14 protein-coding genes and 1 other annotated feature are annotated in these 14,766 nt (G+C 27.4%); of the genes, 4 read left to right on the top strand and 10 right to left on the bottom strand.

Annotated elements, in window-relative coordinates; all coding sequences use genetic code 11:
* Positions 1–174: 174 nt before the first annotated feature.
* The 5 genes from cysK to KQI16_RS00820 all read right to left on the bottom strand — a co-directional run bounded on the left by cysK (position 175) and on the right by KQI16_RS00820 (position 5,144).
* On the bottom strand, positions 175–1,101 hold the full coding sequence (cysK, locus tag KQI16_RS00840; RefSeq protein ID WP_216431543.1) for a cysteine synthase A: 927 nt from the start codon (positions 1,099–1,101) through the stop codon (positions 175–177).
* Positions 1,102–1,320: 219 nt separating this feature from the next.
* Positions 1,321–2,028: a purine-nucleoside phosphorylase gene (deoD, locus tag KQI16_RS00835; RefSeq protein ID WP_216431542.1), complete on the bottom strand. Its 708-nt coding sequence runs from the start codon at positions 2,026–2,028 to the stop codon at positions 1,321–1,323.
* Positions 2,029–2,160: 132 nt separating this feature from the next.
* Positions 2,161–3,456: a bifunctional folylpolyglutamate synthase/dihydrofolate synthase gene (locus KQI16_RS00830; protein WP_216431541.1), complete on the bottom strand. Its 1,296-nt coding sequence runs from the start codon at positions 3,454–3,456 to the stop codon at positions 2,161–2,163.
* Positions 3,446–4,255 carry an ATP-grasp domain-containing protein gene (locus KQI16_RS00825; protein WP_216431540.1) on the bottom strand — a complete coding sequence of 270 codons (810 nt, stop codon included), beginning with the start codon at positions 4,253–4,255 and terminating at the stop codon, positions 3,446–3,448. Before KQI16_RS00825 ends, KQI16_RS00830 begins: the two co-directional genes overlap by 11 nt.
* Positions 4,248–5,144, bottom strand: a complete 897-nt coding sequence (locus KQI16_RS00820; protein ID WP_216431539.1) for an ATP-grasp domain-containing protein — start codon at positions 5,142–5,144, stop codon at positions 4,248–4,250. Before KQI16_RS00820 ends, KQI16_RS00825 begins: the two co-directional genes overlap by 8 nt.
* 171 nt (positions 5,145–5,315) lie before the next feature.
* Here KQI16_RS00820 and KQI16_RS12815 point away from each other — a divergent pair, with 171 nt between their 5' ends.
* The 3 genes from KQI16_RS12815 to KQI16_RS00810 all read left to right on the top strand — a co-directional run bounded on the left by KQI16_RS12815 (position 5,316) and on the right by KQI16_RS00810 (position 6,844).
* The gene (locus KQI16_RS12815; RefSeq protein ID WP_286172821.1) at positions 5,316–5,480 is read left to right on the top strand and encodes a hypothetical protein; all 165 of its coding nucleotides are present in this window, start codon (positions 5,316–5,318) and stop codon (positions 5,478–5,480) included.
* Positions 5,477–5,746 (top strand): hypothetical protein, encoded by a 270-nt coding sequence (locus KQI16_RS12810; RefSeq protein WP_286172820.1) that lies wholly within the window; start codon positions 5,477–5,479, stop codon positions 5,744–5,746. Before KQI16_RS12815 ends, KQI16_RS12810 begins: the two co-directional genes overlap by 4 nt.
* Before the next feature lie 279 nt (positions 5,747–6,025).
* Complete coding sequence (locus KQI16_RS00810; protein WP_216431538.1) at positions 6,026–6,844, top strand: CAP domain-containing protein; 819 nt, start codon at positions 6,026–6,028, stop codon at positions 6,842–6,844.
* Between the two features lie 135 nt (positions 6,845–6,979).
* On the opposite strand, the gene KQI16_RS00805 is transcribed toward KQI16_RS00810, so the two are convergent.
* Together KQI16_RS00805 and KQI16_RS00800 are read right to left on the bottom strand one after the other, a co-directional pair.
* Positions 6,980–9,622, bottom strand: a complete 2,643-nt coding sequence (locus KQI16_RS00805) for a valine--tRNA ligase (RefSeq protein WP_216431537.1) — start codon at positions 9,620–9,622, stop codon at positions 6,980–6,982.
* A gap of 50 nt (positions 9,623–9,672) precedes the next feature.
* Positions 9,673–9,890: a binding site (T-box leader), on the bottom strand.
* 62 nt (positions 9,891–9,952) lie between these two features.
* On the bottom strand, positions 9,953–10,894 hold the full coding sequence (locus KQI16_RS00800; protein ID WP_216431536.1) for a carbohydrate kinase family protein: 942 nt from the start codon (positions 10,892–10,894) through the stop codon (positions 9,953–9,955).
* Between the two features lie 179 nt (positions 10,895–11,073).
* Between KQI16_RS00800 and KQI16_RS00795 the strand changes: the two genes are divergently transcribed.
* On the top strand, positions 11,074–11,430 hold the full coding sequence (locus KQI16_RS00795; RefSeq protein ID WP_216431535.1) for a tetratricopeptide repeat protein: 357 nt from the start codon (positions 11,074–11,076) through the stop codon (positions 11,428–11,430).
* Between the two features lie 112 nt (positions 11,431–11,542).
* Here KQI16_RS00795 and KQI16_RS00790 read toward each other — a convergent pair whose 3' ends face one another.
* The 3 genes from KQI16_RS00790 to KQI16_RS00780 are packed head-to-tail and all read right to left on the bottom strand — an operon-like array spanning position 11,543 to position 14,532.
* Positions 11,543–12,607: a transglutaminase-like domain-containing protein gene (locus KQI16_RS00790; RefSeq protein WP_216431534.1), complete on the bottom strand. Its 1,065-nt coding sequence runs from the start codon at positions 12,605–12,607 to the stop codon at positions 11,543–11,545.
* An 18-nt stretch (positions 12,608–12,625) separates the two neighbouring features.
* Positions 12,626–13,264: a recombination regulator RecX gene (recX, locus tag KQI16_RS00785; protein WP_216431533.1), complete on the bottom strand. Its 639-nt coding sequence runs from the start codon at positions 13,262–13,264 to the stop codon at positions 12,626–12,628.
* Between the two features lie 29 nt (positions 13,265–13,293).
* Entirely contained in the window at positions 13,294–14,532 is a 1,239-nt protein-coding gene (locus tag KQI16_RS00780) for a M16 family metallopeptidase (RefSeq protein ID WP_216431532.1), read from the bottom strand.
* Positions 14,533–14,766: the final 234 nt, after the last annotated feature.

Raw genomic sequence — 14,766 nt, 5'->3', positions numbered from 1 at the left:
TAATTATATTAAAGCAAGATTACTGGCTATTTTCATTTATATATTGCTGGGTAAAATAGAAGCTTATTACATAATATTTTTGTCAATAGGATTTAAAATCCATTAATTAAACACTAGTGTCTATAATTATATGATAAAAGTCATCGCTTAAAATAGCAATGACTTTCATAAAATTTATTTAAATAAGTCAGTTGATAAATATCTTTCTCCTGTGTCTGGTAAAACAACAACTATATTCTTATCTTTATTTTCTTCTCTTTTTGCAAGGATTGTTGCAGCATGAATTGCAGCTCCAGCAGATATACCTACTAATAAACCTTCAGTTCTCGCTAAATCCTTTGAGGCTTGAAAAGCTTCTTCATTTTTTACAGTTATAATTTCATCTAAAATTTCTACATTTAAATTTTTAGGAATAAATCCAGCACCTATTCCTTGAATCTTATGAGGGCCGGCTTTTCCTGTTGAAATAACAGGTGAATCAGCAGGTTCTACTGCAACTATCTTTACATTAGGAATTCTAGATTTTAATACTTCACCTACTCCTGTTATAGTTCCGCCTGTGCCTACTCCAGCAACAAAAATATCTACCTTTCCATCAGTATCTCTAATGATTTCTTCTGCAGTAGTCTTTCTATGAACCTCTGGATTAGATGAGTTTTCAAATTGTTGAGGTATTATAGCATTTCCATATTGTTCTTTTAATTCTATTGCTTTTTCTATTGCTCCCTTCATTCCTTTTGCTCCCGGTGTTAAAACCAATTCAGCACCCAATGCCTTTAAAAGATTTCTTCTTTCTAAACTCATTGTATCAGGCATAGTTAAAATTACTTTATATCCCTTTGATGCACCAACCCATGCTAAGCCAATACCTGTATTTCCGCTAGTTGGTTCAATTATTACTGTATCTTTATTTATTAATCCTTTCTTTTCAGCATCTTCTATCATAGCAAGAGCGATTCTATCTTTAACACTTCCACCTGGATTAAAATACTCAAGTTTTACTATTAGATTTCCTGCAACACCCTTTTCTTTACTATAATTTTGTACTTCCAATAATGGAGTATTTCCTATTAATTCAAATAAACTTTTTGCAATTTTCATATTTTTTCCTCCTATTTCCTACTATTCCGATATGTTAATTATATTTCTATCATATACCATTTTAGCAATTTTGTTAATAGTTTTTTACTTATTTTTATTTTTTATTTTCATACTAATAATTCTGTATAATAATATTATTACAAAATTATATATTATTATTAATAATATAATAAAAAAATCTATTAGAATAACGATGTACTCTAATAGATTCATATACAATTATTTAATTAATTCTAAAGCCACTTCCATCATATCTGTAAAACTTTTTTGTCTTTCTTCAGGACTAGTTTCTATTCCTTTAAACACATGATCAGAAATTGTCAGAATTGATAGCGCTTCCACTTTGTATTTTGCTGCAAGAGTATACAATTCTGCTGTTTCCATTTCTAATGCTAAACAGCCATAATCAGCCCATATTTTTACTCCCATTCCTGTATCATCATAGAATAAATCTGAAGATAATACATTACCAACTTTTACATTAACACCTTTTTCCTTACATTTATTATAAGCCTCTAATAAAAGTTCAAAATTAGCAGTTGGAGCATAATCAAGATTATTAAACCTTCTTTTATTTATTCCTGAATTTGTAGAAGCACTTTGCGCTAAAACAATATCTCTTACATTAACATCATCATTTATAGATCCTGCAGAACCTATTCTTATTAATCTTTTTGCGCCATAAAATTGAATTAATTCATTTACATATATTGAATGTGAAGGTAATCCCATTCCAGTTCCTTGAACAGAAACCCTCTTTCCCTTATATGTTCCAGTAAATCCATACATACCTCTTACTTCATTGTAACATACAGGATTTTCTAAATAAGTTTCTGCTATAAATTTTGCTCTTAGGGGATCTCCAGGCAGCAATACTGTTTCCGCAATGGAACCTTCCTTAGCCATAATGTGTAAATGTTTTGCCATATTTTAACCTCCTCTTAATTAATTTTATTAAACTATGTATTATCATAGAATAATAAAATTTTCTTATGCATTAATTCTAAATATTCTGTTTTATCTATACAATTACATTTTACCTATAATCTTATAATTTTTCTACTTTTTTATTAGTTTTCTTATTTCTCCAATCATATAAATTGAACCTGCTGAAATAATTAAATCATTTTTTTCTGCTTTATCTTTTGCATAATTTATAGCTTCATCATAATTATCGAAGGAAATACAAGTCTTATTATATTTTTTCACTATCTTTTTTAGCTCTTCAGAATTTAAGGCTCTATTAGAATTAGGTGTTACTAGATATATCTCCTTAGGAAGATCAGAAATTATTTCTACCATTTTTTCAACCTCTTTATCTTTTAATATACCAAGAATAAAATAAATATTATTATATAAAAAATATTTTTCAATATTTTTTCTTAAGTATTTCATTCCTTCTACATTATGAGCTGCATCTATTATAAATTTTGGATCTTCATCTATTATCTCTAAGCGCCCATTCCAAGATACATTTTTTACCCCTTCAAACAATTTATTTTCTTCAATTTTTATATATCCTAAATCTTCTAACACTTCTATTACTCTTATTCCTAAAGTTAAATTTACAATTTGATGTTCTCCTAGAAGAGGAAGCATTAAATCATAATTTTTATTTTTTCCGCTAATCAAACATCTTTGGAATAATTTTTCTTGATTTAACAATTCTATAAATTTACCGTCTTTTATAGAAATAAGTTCTAATTTTGAATTTAATTTATGAGCTTGAGTTTTAATTACTTCAATTACTTCTTCATTTTGAGGAGCTGAAACTATATTTATATTTTTTTTAATTATCCCAGCTTTTTGATAAGCAATTTCTTTTATTGAATTTCCTAAAATATTTATATGATCCATACTAATTGAAGTTATTACTGAGATTATTGGTTTTATAACATTTGTTGAATCCATTCTTCCACCTAATCCAACTTCAATTATTCCAAAATCTACTTTTTGTCTATACAAATATAAAAACATAATACAGGTTAAGACTTCAAATTCTGTTGGATGCCCATAACCCTCTTCCACAACTTTCTTTACAAAAGGTCTAATTTCCTTAAAAAAACTAACTAAATCTTCTTCTTTTATGTTAACATTATTTATTCTTATGCTTTCTTCCATACTTTCTAGATATGGAGAATTAAAAAATCCAACTTTATAACCATGCTCCATAAGAATATTTCCTATAATAACTGAAGTAGAACCCTTTCCATTAGTTCCAGCTATATGAATAAATTTAATTTTTTTATGGGGCTTACCTAAAAGCTCTAATAATCTTTCTGTTCTCTCCAATCCATAATTTACTCCAAATTCTCTAAGCTTCTTAATATATTCCAATGTATCCTTATCTTTCATCTTTACTAACTCCTTTTTTTAATTCCTTACATATATGCTTTAAAAATATCTCCATAGTATTATTTATTCCAAGAAAGCTTAGCATTCTGCTGCCGACAGCATCTTCAAATTCATTAAATAATATTTCTCCATTTTTTACAAGAAGAAAATCAATTCCACCATAATCAATTTCAATCTCTTTTAAAATTTTATCTATAATTTCTTTATCTTTTTTTGAATAAATATATTTTCTTACTTCTCCACCCTTTGAAAAATTAGAAAGAAAATTATTCTCTTTCGGTATTCTTATAACAGAATTTATTATTTTATTATTTATTATGTAAAACCTAATATCGCCTAAATAATCTTCAATATATTCCTGATAAACATTTTCTTTAAATAAGATTTCATCATCTTTGCTTAAAAATTTTATATTATTACCACCATGACCATTCTTTGGCTTTACAATAATTTTCTTATCATAATCAATATCTCTTTTTTCTTTATATACCCTTGGATAAGTAATTTTTAAGTTATCTATAAAATTATAAGCCTTTATTTTATCATTTCCTAAGATGCAAAATTTGCTCTTATTAAATACCCTAATATTTAAACTTTCTAACTTTTCACTTACTTCATAGTTTCTAGAACGATTTATTGCAAACAAATATTTTTCTTTTATATAATCATAATTTAAATGATTTAATACAACTAATTCAATATTTAAATCAAAATTTTTAGCTTCTTTAATCATCCACTGAATATAAGCCTTATTTCTTTCTAAATCTAATTTATCATAAATTAAAATTCCTTTAATCATTTAATTCACCTATTATATATTTTAAAATTTCTCTACCGAAGCTTTTTCCCCATAACCTTTCAAAACTCAAAAAATTCAAATTAGAATTTACCTCACATAATAAAGGTTTATCATCTTCTCCAAAGAGCAAATCTACTCCTGAAAAATCAAGCCCCAGCGCCTTATGGGCCATTAAAGCTAACTCTTCCTGTTCTTGAGTTAAATTTATTATCTCCCCTTCTCCCCCTTGAGTAATATTTGCCCTAAAATCTCCCTTACTTTTTCTAAGCATTGCTCCAATTACTTTATTTCCAATTATATTTACTCTTATATCCTTGCCAAAACTTGTCTCTATCTTTTCCTGAATTATAAATCTTACATTTCTTTTATTAAGTTCTTTTATCTTATTAACAAAAGCTTCTTTACTTTCAATCAAATAAACCTGCATTCCAAAAGATCCCTTTGCTTCCTTTATAACTACTTTATTATTAAATGTATTAAAAACTTTAATTAAGTAATCTTCATTAATATTATCAGAATTAAAAATCATTGGAGAAATAACAGTTTTAGGCATACTTATATTTCTATTACTTAATATTAAATGCATAAGGCATTTATCATCACAATAATCTATTGCACTACTTGAATTAAATAATCTATAGCCCATATTTTCTAAATGCTTTGCTAAAAAAATATCTTTGTCCCAAAATATAATAAATTCTGGTTTATTAACTTTTTTTAAAAATATTAACTCAGGTTTTCCTTCATTATTATATACTGGTATTAATTCAGTATTTTTTATTTTTTCAATTTCTATATCTAATTTTTTTCCTTCAATAACAAAGGAATCAACTAAATCTTCTATCTTCTTTATATCCAAAGTTCCACTATATATTATCCAAGCTTTCATATTATCACTTCTTTCTTTATTAAAAATACTATTTTAAGAATTTTTACATAATCAATTATATGTTAAATTATTCTATATTGCATTAATTCTATTTAATTTAAACAGCTTATTTCTTTTTTACATAATAAGAATTATAATTTAAAAATAGATAATATATAATTGGAGGGAAACATGAAAGATTTAATAGATGCATTAAAACTTAATTTATATGAATGCGAACTCTTTGATATTGATGAAGGAAAACTATTGTCTTTAAAAAACTATGATTATTTTATAAAAAATAAATTCTATTTTTTCTTAATTAATAAGCTTCATTATTATGAAGAAGAAAAATGATTAAGGAATTAGCTTACTGTCACTATTTAATCTCCTACTTTTTATTTATAATTTTAACCCCTTTAGAATATGAATGCTTATCCTTTTATCATATAAAAAAAGCTGTTGAATTAGATAATAATATACATTATAAAGAATGGTACTTAATCTTTTCTACTCTTCCTATCCCATATATAAAAACTTGTGATGCAATAAAAATAGCAGAAGAAGTAATAAAAAATAATAGTGAGAGCAATATTGCTAAAGTCATATTATCAATGTATTAATCAAACAAATTCTATCAATAACGGAAAAATACTTTGTCAAATATATCAATGTAAATTATTAATTCTATTAAAGTTTAAAAAGATGTTTTTAGAACATCTTTTTTTTTAAAGAAAAAAACATAACAACCTACCTAGGCAATAAAAGTTGTTAGTTACTATTTTTGTTATTACTTCTACTATATGCTTCAATTACTAGTCATCTCATATTGGGTAATCCCCCTATCTATGTTATTATAACTTCATCAGATGAATAAAAAAATTCTGAGGAGGAATTAACACATGATTAAATTAAAATTAATGTCACTTTTATTATCAGGATGTTTATCAACAGGTATTGGATCAGGAACTTTACCTTCCAGCCTTAACAATATAAAAATAGCAGATCAGATAAAAATTATTCAACAAATTTGCAATACAGGAAATGAAAATACACCAATAGTTGTTGAAGATGAAAATAAGCCGACAGATGAAAATATTACTGAAAACAACAGCGGCAACACTTCTAAGGAAGATTCAAATAAAGAAGATAATACTTCAAAGGACAATAATGAGACAAGCAATGAAGCTCCTGTAAAGGAAGAAGAAAAGAAAGAAGATAATGCTAAAGAAGAAACACCAGCAGCTCCTGAAGAAACAACAACAGGTAATGAAAATAATAATCCTGGAGACACTACTCAAAAGGAAGCTTCTGATAAATTTATAGCAGAAATCGAACAAGCTATCTTTGCTAGAGTTAACAAGGAAAGAGCTGCAGCAGGACTTCCATCATTACAATACAATGATACAATGGAATACTATGCAAGATTAAAATCACAAGATATGGGTGATAGAAGGTACTTTGATCATAGAAACCCAGAAGGTAAATTAATAACAGCACAAATGCAGGCTGACGGGGTAACTTATAGATCATGGGGAGAAAATATAGCATATATTTCAGGAATGTCAGGCAATACTCAATTAGCAACAAAATTTATGGACAACTGGATGAATTCATCAGGCCATAGGGCTAACATATTATCAACTAACTTTAGCAGCATAGGAGTTGGTGTTTACAAGGTAGGAAACACTTACTATGCAACCCAAGAATTCTACAGATAAAACAGTGTGGAGTTTGGAGTTTAGGGGATAAATAAAAATATCAGTCTCACAATTTCATTGTGAGACTGATATTTTTATTTCATAATTCAGCTATTCTTAATTATTCCTAGTTTAAAATCTATTAACTGAATACAGTTATTTTAAACTTTCAATTCTAACTAAAACTGCATCAAGCATTTCTTTATATTTTGCTCTCTTTTCTTTTTCAGAATTTATTACTGCTTCAGGTGCCTTTGCTAAGAAACCTTGATTTGATAATTTTTTATCTATTCTTTCAACTTCTCCTTCTAGCTTTTTCTTTTCTTTATTTAATCTTTCAAGTTCCTTTTCCCTATCAACTAAATCAAGAAGCGACATAAATAATTCTCCAGCTTTAATTACAAGTGATACAGCATTTTCTGGAACATTAGCTTTATCTTGAATAAATTCTACTTCTGAAGCGTATCCTAATTTTTCAATATAATGTACTCCATAATTGAAAGCATCTCTTGCTTCATCATTAATATAAGCAATAACCTTAGCTTTTCTTGATGGTGGAACATTCATTTCAGCTCTTACATTTCTAAGACCTTTTATAGCTTCAATAATAAAACCCATATCCCTTTCAGCTTTAGGATTATTAAATGCTTCTTTATATTCCGGCCATTCTGATATAACTATTGTTTCACCCTTAGTTAAAGTAGTGTATATTTCTTCTGTTATAAAAGGCATTGCTGGATGAAGAAGCTTTAGCCCTATTGTTAGTACTTTATAAAGAACATTATAAACCATTCCCTTAGCCTTTTCATCATCACTATATAAAGTTCCCTTAGATAATTCTATATACCAGTCACAGAATTCTGTCCACATAAAATCATAAACTTTTTGAAGAGCAATACCAAGTTCATATTTTTCCATATTTTCAGTTACTTCTTTTACTAAAGAGTTTACCCTAGATAATATCCACTTATCTGCTAAACTATAATCCATGCAGTCCTTATATTTATTCATTAGTTCTTCATCAAGATTCATCATAACATATCTTGATGCATTCCAAATCTTATTTGCAAAGTTTCTTGCAGCTTCAACCCTTTCTGGAATATATCTAATATCACTTCCTGGTGAGTTTCCTGTAACTAACATAAATCTTAAAGCATCTGCACCATATTCTTCTATTACTTCAAGAGGATCAACACCATTACCTAAAGATTTACTCATTTTTCTTCCTTGAGCATCTCTTATAATTCCATGAATTAATACAGTATCAAAAGGTGTTTCTCCCATACAGTAAAGACCTTGGAATATCATTCTTGCTACCCAGAAGAATATAATATCATAACCTGTAACTAATACATTTGTTGGATAGAAGTATTCTAAGTCTTCAGTTTTATTTGGCCATCCTAATGTTGAAAATGGCCATAATGCAGATGAGAACCATGTATCTAATACATCTTCATCTTGCTTTAAATGAGATGATCCACACTTCGGACATACATCTGGTGCTTCAGTTCTAACTATTACTTCATTACAATCTAAGCAGTACCAAACTGGAATTCTATGTCCCCACCATAATTGTCTTGAAATGCACCAGTCTTGTATATTTTCCATCCAATTATAATAAATCTTATCAAATCTTTCTGGAACAAACTTAGTCTTATTAGTTCTAACAGCTTCTATAGCTGGTTTTGCTAAAGATTCCATTTTTACATACCATTGCTTTGATATTATTGGCTCAATTACTGTATTACATCTATCATGAGTTCCAACATTATGAGTATGAGCTTTAACCTTAACCAATAAGCCTAATTCTTCAAGATCTTTTACTATTTGCTTTCTTGCTTCATATCTATCTAAGCCTTGATATTTTCCTCCAAGTTCATTGATTACCCCATGATCGTCCATAACTCTTATTCGAGGAAGATTATGTCTTAATCCTACTTGGAAGTCATTCGGATCATGAGCAGGTGTTATCTTAACAGCTCCTGTACCAAATTCTATATCAACATAATCATCAGCAACTATTGGAATTTCCCTATCTGTTAATGGAAGCTTAAGAGTTTTTCCTATTAAACCCTTATATCTTTCATCCTCTGGATTTACAGCTACAGCTGTATCTCCAAGTAGAGTTTCTGGTCTTGTAGTAGCAATTTCTAAATAGCCAGTTCCATCAGCTAATGGATAGTTTATATGCCAGAAAAATCCTTCTTGTTCTTCATATTCAATTTCTGCATCAGATAATGCTGTTGAACATTTTGGACACCAATTGGTAATTCTATCTCCTTGATAAATTAATCCATCATTATATAACTTAACAAAAACTGTTCTAACTGCTTTATTTAAATTTTCATCCATGGTAAATGCTTCCCTTGTAAAATCACAAGAAACACCCATTTTTTTAAGCTGATTCCTTATAGTTCCTCTATATTCATCAGCCCACTCCCATACTTTTTCAAGGAAAGCTTCCCTTCCCATTTCTTTCTTTACAAGGCCTTGCTTTAATAATTCATTTTCTACTTTAACTTCAGTTGCTATAGATGCGTGATCTTCACCAGGAAGCCATAAAGTAGAATATCCTTGCATTCTCTTAAATCTTATAAGCATGTCTTGAAGGGTATTATCAAGAGCATGACCTAAGTGAAGCTTTCCTGTAATATTTGGCGGAGGCATCACTATTGAAAATGGCTTTTTATTTTTATCTATTTTCGGTGTAAAATACTTTTTCTCTTCCCATTCCTTATAAATTCTTTCTTCAAAGGATTTAGGATCGTAAGTTGTTGCAATATTTTTCTTATCCGACATTTTTTTCCTCCTTAAAATCTATCTTTTGAAAATAAAAAAAGCCTTCATCACAAAAGGACGAAGACTCGCGGTACCACCTTTTTTCCTACTAAAAAATTAATAGGCTCTTATATATTTAACGGTTAGGATAACCGTCTTTACTTACTAAAATTTCAGTAAAGATGCTCCAAAGCTACCTTCAGGATATTCCGTATAGAAGGCTTTCAGCTTATAGCCTTCCTCTCTTTGATACTTCCTATTCCCTACTCCTCTTTATCATCGCTCAAATATTTAATTATTTCTAATATTAATATATAATATTTTTATTGTCAATATTGCCTGACAAAATTATTACTCTATCCAATTTATTTTCTTTATAACTTCTTTAACGTACTCTTCGCACATATTTGGATTAATAGTATTTTCATTTGTTATAGTTATTATTGACATTGCTATGGCATGTTTGACTGTATCTTGAATAGATAAATTATTTATGTAACCGTAGCCTACACCTGCCACAAAAGCATCACCAGCTCCAGTAACATTTTTCACATTTACCTCATCTGTTCCAATTTTGCCTTCCTCAGTGCTTGTCTTATAATAAATTCCTTCAGAATCCAAACTTATAAATACATTTTTTACTCCTAAAGATAAGAAGAAATCTGCTGCTTTTTTTAAATCTTCGTAACTTTCAATTTTAAACCCACATAAAGCTTCTGTTTCTATCCTATTGGGTTTTATTGTATGAAAATACTTAATTAAATGTTTAATTTTTTCAGCCTTAGTTGCTGAAACCGGATCCAAAATAAATTTTGTTTTGACACTAAAATTTATCAATAAATACTCTAATAATTTAGGATTATCAGAATCCACTATTACATATTCAGCATTTTTAATAATCTCTGCTTTTGAATCAATAAAGGAAGTTTCCATCTTATTTAAACTTTCCATATCAACAATAGCTGATTCCATTTCTCCATTTTCATTTAAAATAGCCATATAAGTTGGTGTACATTCATCTTTTAAGATTAATGAATGCTCCATACTATAACCTATTTCCTTGGAATTTTCTAAAATTTGCTTTCCATTACTATCTCCACCTAAAATTGAGATAAACTCAGTTTTTACATTTACTCTTGCTAAATTTTCTGCGATATTTCTACAAACTCCACCTAAAGATATCTTTATACTACCAGGTATTGAATCTCTACCATGATAAGGCTTTTTGCTAAAGCCAATAATATCTACTATTGATGCTCCTAAAACCAATATATAGGGACTATTATTACACATATTCTCTCTCCTAATTTATATACTCAAAAAACAAAACATATCAATATTATATTAAAAAAAACTTAAAAAATAAAGATATTTTGCAAACATTGTCGAATTATATAACAATCTTCTTTGAATATAATCTAACTCCAAGGTTAAGAATTATAATGCCAGCTTTACATTATTAGGAGGTTTCTATGAACAACTTTATTGAAGGTAACAATTTTTATAATAATAAAGAATATGAAAAAGCTATCGCTTCCTATAAAAGAGCTATTGAAAATGGTGAAAGTACTACTTGTGCTAACTATAATTTAGGAGTTTGTTATATTAAGTTAAAAGAATATGATAGAGCTATACCTTATTTTAAAAAGGCTATAAGTATGCAAAAGGAGAGCAAGTATTTCTTTAATTTGGCTTATTGTTATGCTATGAAAAATGAAATAAAAAAGGCTTTAATTAACTTTAATGTAGCTTGGGCATTAGACAATACAGACGAAGATTGTAAAAAAGCAATTGAAATAATTGCAAAAAAGAACAAAAAAGCACAATAAAAAAAGATTGCAAAGCAATCTTTTTTTAGTTTGGAATGTAAAGTCTTTAATTTAGAATTATTGCAGATTTCAGCCATCCGTAAATCATCATTAACTAAAAACAACAAACTACCTAAAACTCTCCTGCAATTTCCCCATTTAAATGGTCTTTATTAAAGTCTGAATTATCAAAATAGTCCCCAGCCATATAAAAGGTTGAGTCAATATTTATCCAAACTCCTTCATCTTCAAGATAAACCTGATTCCATGCATGAGGCCCAAAATTCACGCCATCATATGCTTCTCCTGTAATTATTCTACTCCTTAAATTTGTTGCTCTAGCCATGGCGGTAAATAAACAAGCATAGTCAAAACATATTCCCCTTCTTGTATTAAAAGCTTCTATTGCTCCACTATTGCTTACTCCTTCTTCACTAAGAACCTTCTTTGCTTTATCAAAATCATAGGATATATTTGAACCAATCCATGCATAAATTCTTCTGGCTTTCTCCCTATCATTTTCAGCTCCCTTTATTATTTCCTCAGCTTTTAAATCTATTTGATCACTAGATTTTACTCCTTCTTCTAAAGTCACCCCATTATAATAAACTATTACATTAGGGTTTTTGGGAAGATATTCCTTAAAATCATCATAAGACAATACAGGCTTATTTACTAAAATAATATTTTCTAAAGAATTGTAGCCATTAATATTATTAAAAATCTCAATTTTATTATTTGAACCTAATGTAATATTATAGGTACTTACAGTTATAAACATCATCAAAATAATTACTAGTCCTTTTAGGAAACCAAAAAAACTCGAAAAAATTATTATTCCAAATTTTCTAGCCCTTTTATTTTCATAAGGAGTAAAAATAATGTTATTAATAACTTTTAAAGCAAAATATATAATATTTTGAATAAATATAAATATTATACCAAGTATTACTACTTTAAATAATATATTATTCAATCCATTTGTACTAACATATGCACTTAAACTTTGTAAAGCAAATAAATATATTTTCTCTAAATTTAGTATTAATATAAAAAAGGCTAAGAATATTGAAAAATAATAATATAACTTGTTTAATGAATCTCTAATGCTTTTTTCTTCTAAAGAAGACTTTACGCTTGATATTATTGAAAATAATATAATTACTCCACAAAGAAAGTAAGAAACATATTCCTGCATTTAGGCCTCTCCTTTTTATTAATAGAAATCATCCTGATTTAGCAGCTTTTTAGTAACTTTTACAGCAATATCATAACTATATCCTTTTGTTACTAAAAACCTATATAACTTTTGAGACAATTTATATTTATCCTTTTCTCTCTTCACTAAAAGATTATATTTTTTATTAGCTAAATTATATGCTATCTCTTCTTCTTTAGCACTATCAAGTTTTGATATTATCTCTTCTATTATATTATTACTCAAACCCTTTCTTAATAAATCATGCTTAATTTTATTTTTACCTTGGGTTTTCGATTTGTCATTTATATACATTTTAGCATAATTTTTATCATCTAAAAAATTATATTCTTTTAGAAAGCTAATAGTTCTATTAACTGTTTCCAAATCAAAATCTTTTTTTAATAATTTTTCCATAATTTCCTTTTCTGTTTTATAAGCTTTCTCAATAATTTTTAAAGCTGTACTTTTACATTTTAAATAATCATCTTCCTTAGCTGCTTTTTTAATTTTATCTACATCTACCTTTTCGTTAAGTTTAATTCCTTCCTTAATTAATACTTCTCTACTCAAAGAAAAAGCATATTCATAATCTATATAAATGTTCACTCTGTCTTTATTTTTCTTTTGTTCTTCAATATTAGTAATAATATTCAAGCTATTTCACCAGCCTTTAAAAATTGAGTTTAAGATTTTAATATATGAATTGTAGGGTTATTTAAAACTATATTAGCGGCCTCTCTAATCTTATTAGTATCCAACTTATCAAGCTTCTCCATATCTTTTTCAAATTCAAATAAATCCTCCTTATCTAAAGCTTGATGAAGCATATAATTACAAAGTTCCGAAGGATCTTCTAAAGTTGATAATACGGCAGTTCTATGAATCTTTTTCATAAGAGTTAAATCTCTTTCACCAAATTCTAAACTTCCTTTTTTAACTGATAAAATAGTCTTATCAATTACTTTAATTGCGGCTTCAAGATCCTTTTTAGAAACAGCAGTATATATATATAAAGTTTTAACACTATTTGTCATATTTAAACTTGTATATATATCATAGGCTAGTCCCCTTTTTTCTCTAAGCTCTCTAAATAAAAGAGAATTTGAACTTTCTCCTAATCTGTGATTCAAAATTTTAAGAGGCAATTCTAATTCTTTCTTTAAATCATTAAAAGTATATAGATAAACAATAGTATTTTGCTCTATATTAGTTTTTGTAGTTGTAAATATTTTTTCAATATTTTTTTCTTTTATTATATCTTTTACAGCTAAATCTTTCTTCTTCCAATTAAAAAAATATTTTTTTATTTCTTTCAATGCCTCTTCATGATTATAAGAAGAAACCATAGCAATAACTGTATTATTTGGAATATAGTACTTTTTATAAAATTTGACTAAATCTTCCCTTTTGTATTTTATAATATTTTCTTCTAATCCTGCTACATCATATTTAAGAGGACTTTTTGCAAAAGCACATTCATTTACTCTTCGAAAACTAAAATCCTCTATATCATCTTTACTGCTTCTTATTTCTGATAAAATAACTCCTCTTTCTTTCTCTATTTCTTTATTATTAAAGGAAGAATTAATAAACATATCTCCTAAAATATTTAAAGCATTTGGAATTTCTTCTTCTAAACAGCTTATTGTATATACTGTAGCAGCATAATCTGTATAAGCATTATACTCACCTCCAAGAAACTCCAACTCATCATTTAATTCTTCATATTCTCTATTTATTGTTCCTTTAAAAAGCATATGTTCAATAAAATGGGCTATTCCCTTTTCATTTATATCTTCATATAAGGAACCAACTTTTACTCCTACATTTATTGCAGCAATTTTTGTATCCTTCTTAATTGTAAGAACTTCAAGACCATTTTCTAAAAAATGTCTTTGTATATCAAAGTTTAATTTAAACATATTTATATCACCTATATCTACCTTCTAGTATTTTGTCTATATATTATATACTATTATAAATAATTAATCTTTACCAGAGTAGATTTGACACTTATAATAATTATAAAAGAAAGGATTGTGTAAAGTAAATATGAAAAAATAGCGTAGCTACATGTATAATTACACAATATTGTTCAGTTTTTCTTTAAAATTTAAAAAAATTGATTTAGAAAGCTTGTTTTAAACAAAAAATGG

The sequence above is a fragment of the Caproiciproducens sp. MSJ-32 genome, from assembly GCF_018918055.1.
Classification (GTDB): Bacteria; Bacillota; Clostridia; order Clostridiales; family Clostridiaceae; genus Clostridium.
The sequence above is the reverse complement of the archived record's forward strand: the minus strand, read 5'-3'. Positions and strand labels throughout refer to the sequence as shown.

Bases quoted from the DNA above. Each gene is read 5' to 3' on its own strand.
- cysK (WP_216431543.1), bottom strand. From the start codon at position 1,101: ATGAAAATTGCAAAAAGTTTATTTGAATTAATAGGAAATACTCCATTA.
- deoD (WP_216431542.1), bottom strand. From the start codon at position 2,028: ATGGCAAAACATTTACACATTATGGCTAAGGAAGGTTCCATTGCGGAA.
- KQI16_RS00830 (WP_216431541.1), bottom strand. From the start codon at position 3,456: ATGAAAGATAAGGATACATTGGAATATATTAAGAAGCTTAGAGAATTT.
- KQI16_RS00825 (WP_216431540.1), bottom strand. From the start codon at position 4,255: ATGATTAAAGGAATTTTAATTTATGATAAATTAGATTTAGAAAGAAAT.
- KQI16_RS00820 (WP_216431539.1), bottom strand. From the start codon at position 5,144: ATGAAAGCTTGGATAATATATAGTGGAACTTTGGATATAAAGAAGATA.
- KQI16_RS12815 (WP_286172821.1), top strand. From the start codon at position 5,316: ATGAAAGATTTAATAGATGCATTAAAACTTAATTTATATGAATGCGAA.
- KQI16_RS12810 (WP_286172820.1), top strand. From the start codon at position 5,477: ATGATTAAGGAATTAGCTTACTGTCACTATTTAATCTCCTACTTTTTA.
- KQI16_RS00810 (WP_216431538.1), top strand. From the start codon at position 6,026: ATGATTAAATTAAAATTAATGTCACTTTTATTATCAGGATGTTTATCA.
- KQI16_RS00805 (WP_216431537.1), bottom strand. From the start codon at position 9,622: ATGTCGGATAAGAAAAATATTGCAACAACTTACGATCCTAAATCCTTT.
- KQI16_RS00800 (WP_216431536.1), bottom strand. From the start codon at position 10,894: ATGTGTAATAATAGTCCCTATATATTGGTTTTAGGAGCATCAATAGTA.
- KQI16_RS00795 (WP_216431535.1), top strand. From the start codon at position 11,074: ATGAACAACTTTATTGAAGGTAACAATTTTTATAATAATAAAGAATAT.
- KQI16_RS00790 (WP_216431534.1), bottom strand. From the start codon at position 12,607: ATGCAGGAATATGTTTCTTACTTTCTTTGTGGAGTAATTATATTATTT.
- KQI16_RS00780 (WP_216431532.1), bottom strand. From the start codon at position 14,532: ATGTTTAAATTAAACTTTGATATACAAAGACATTTTTTAGAAAATGGT.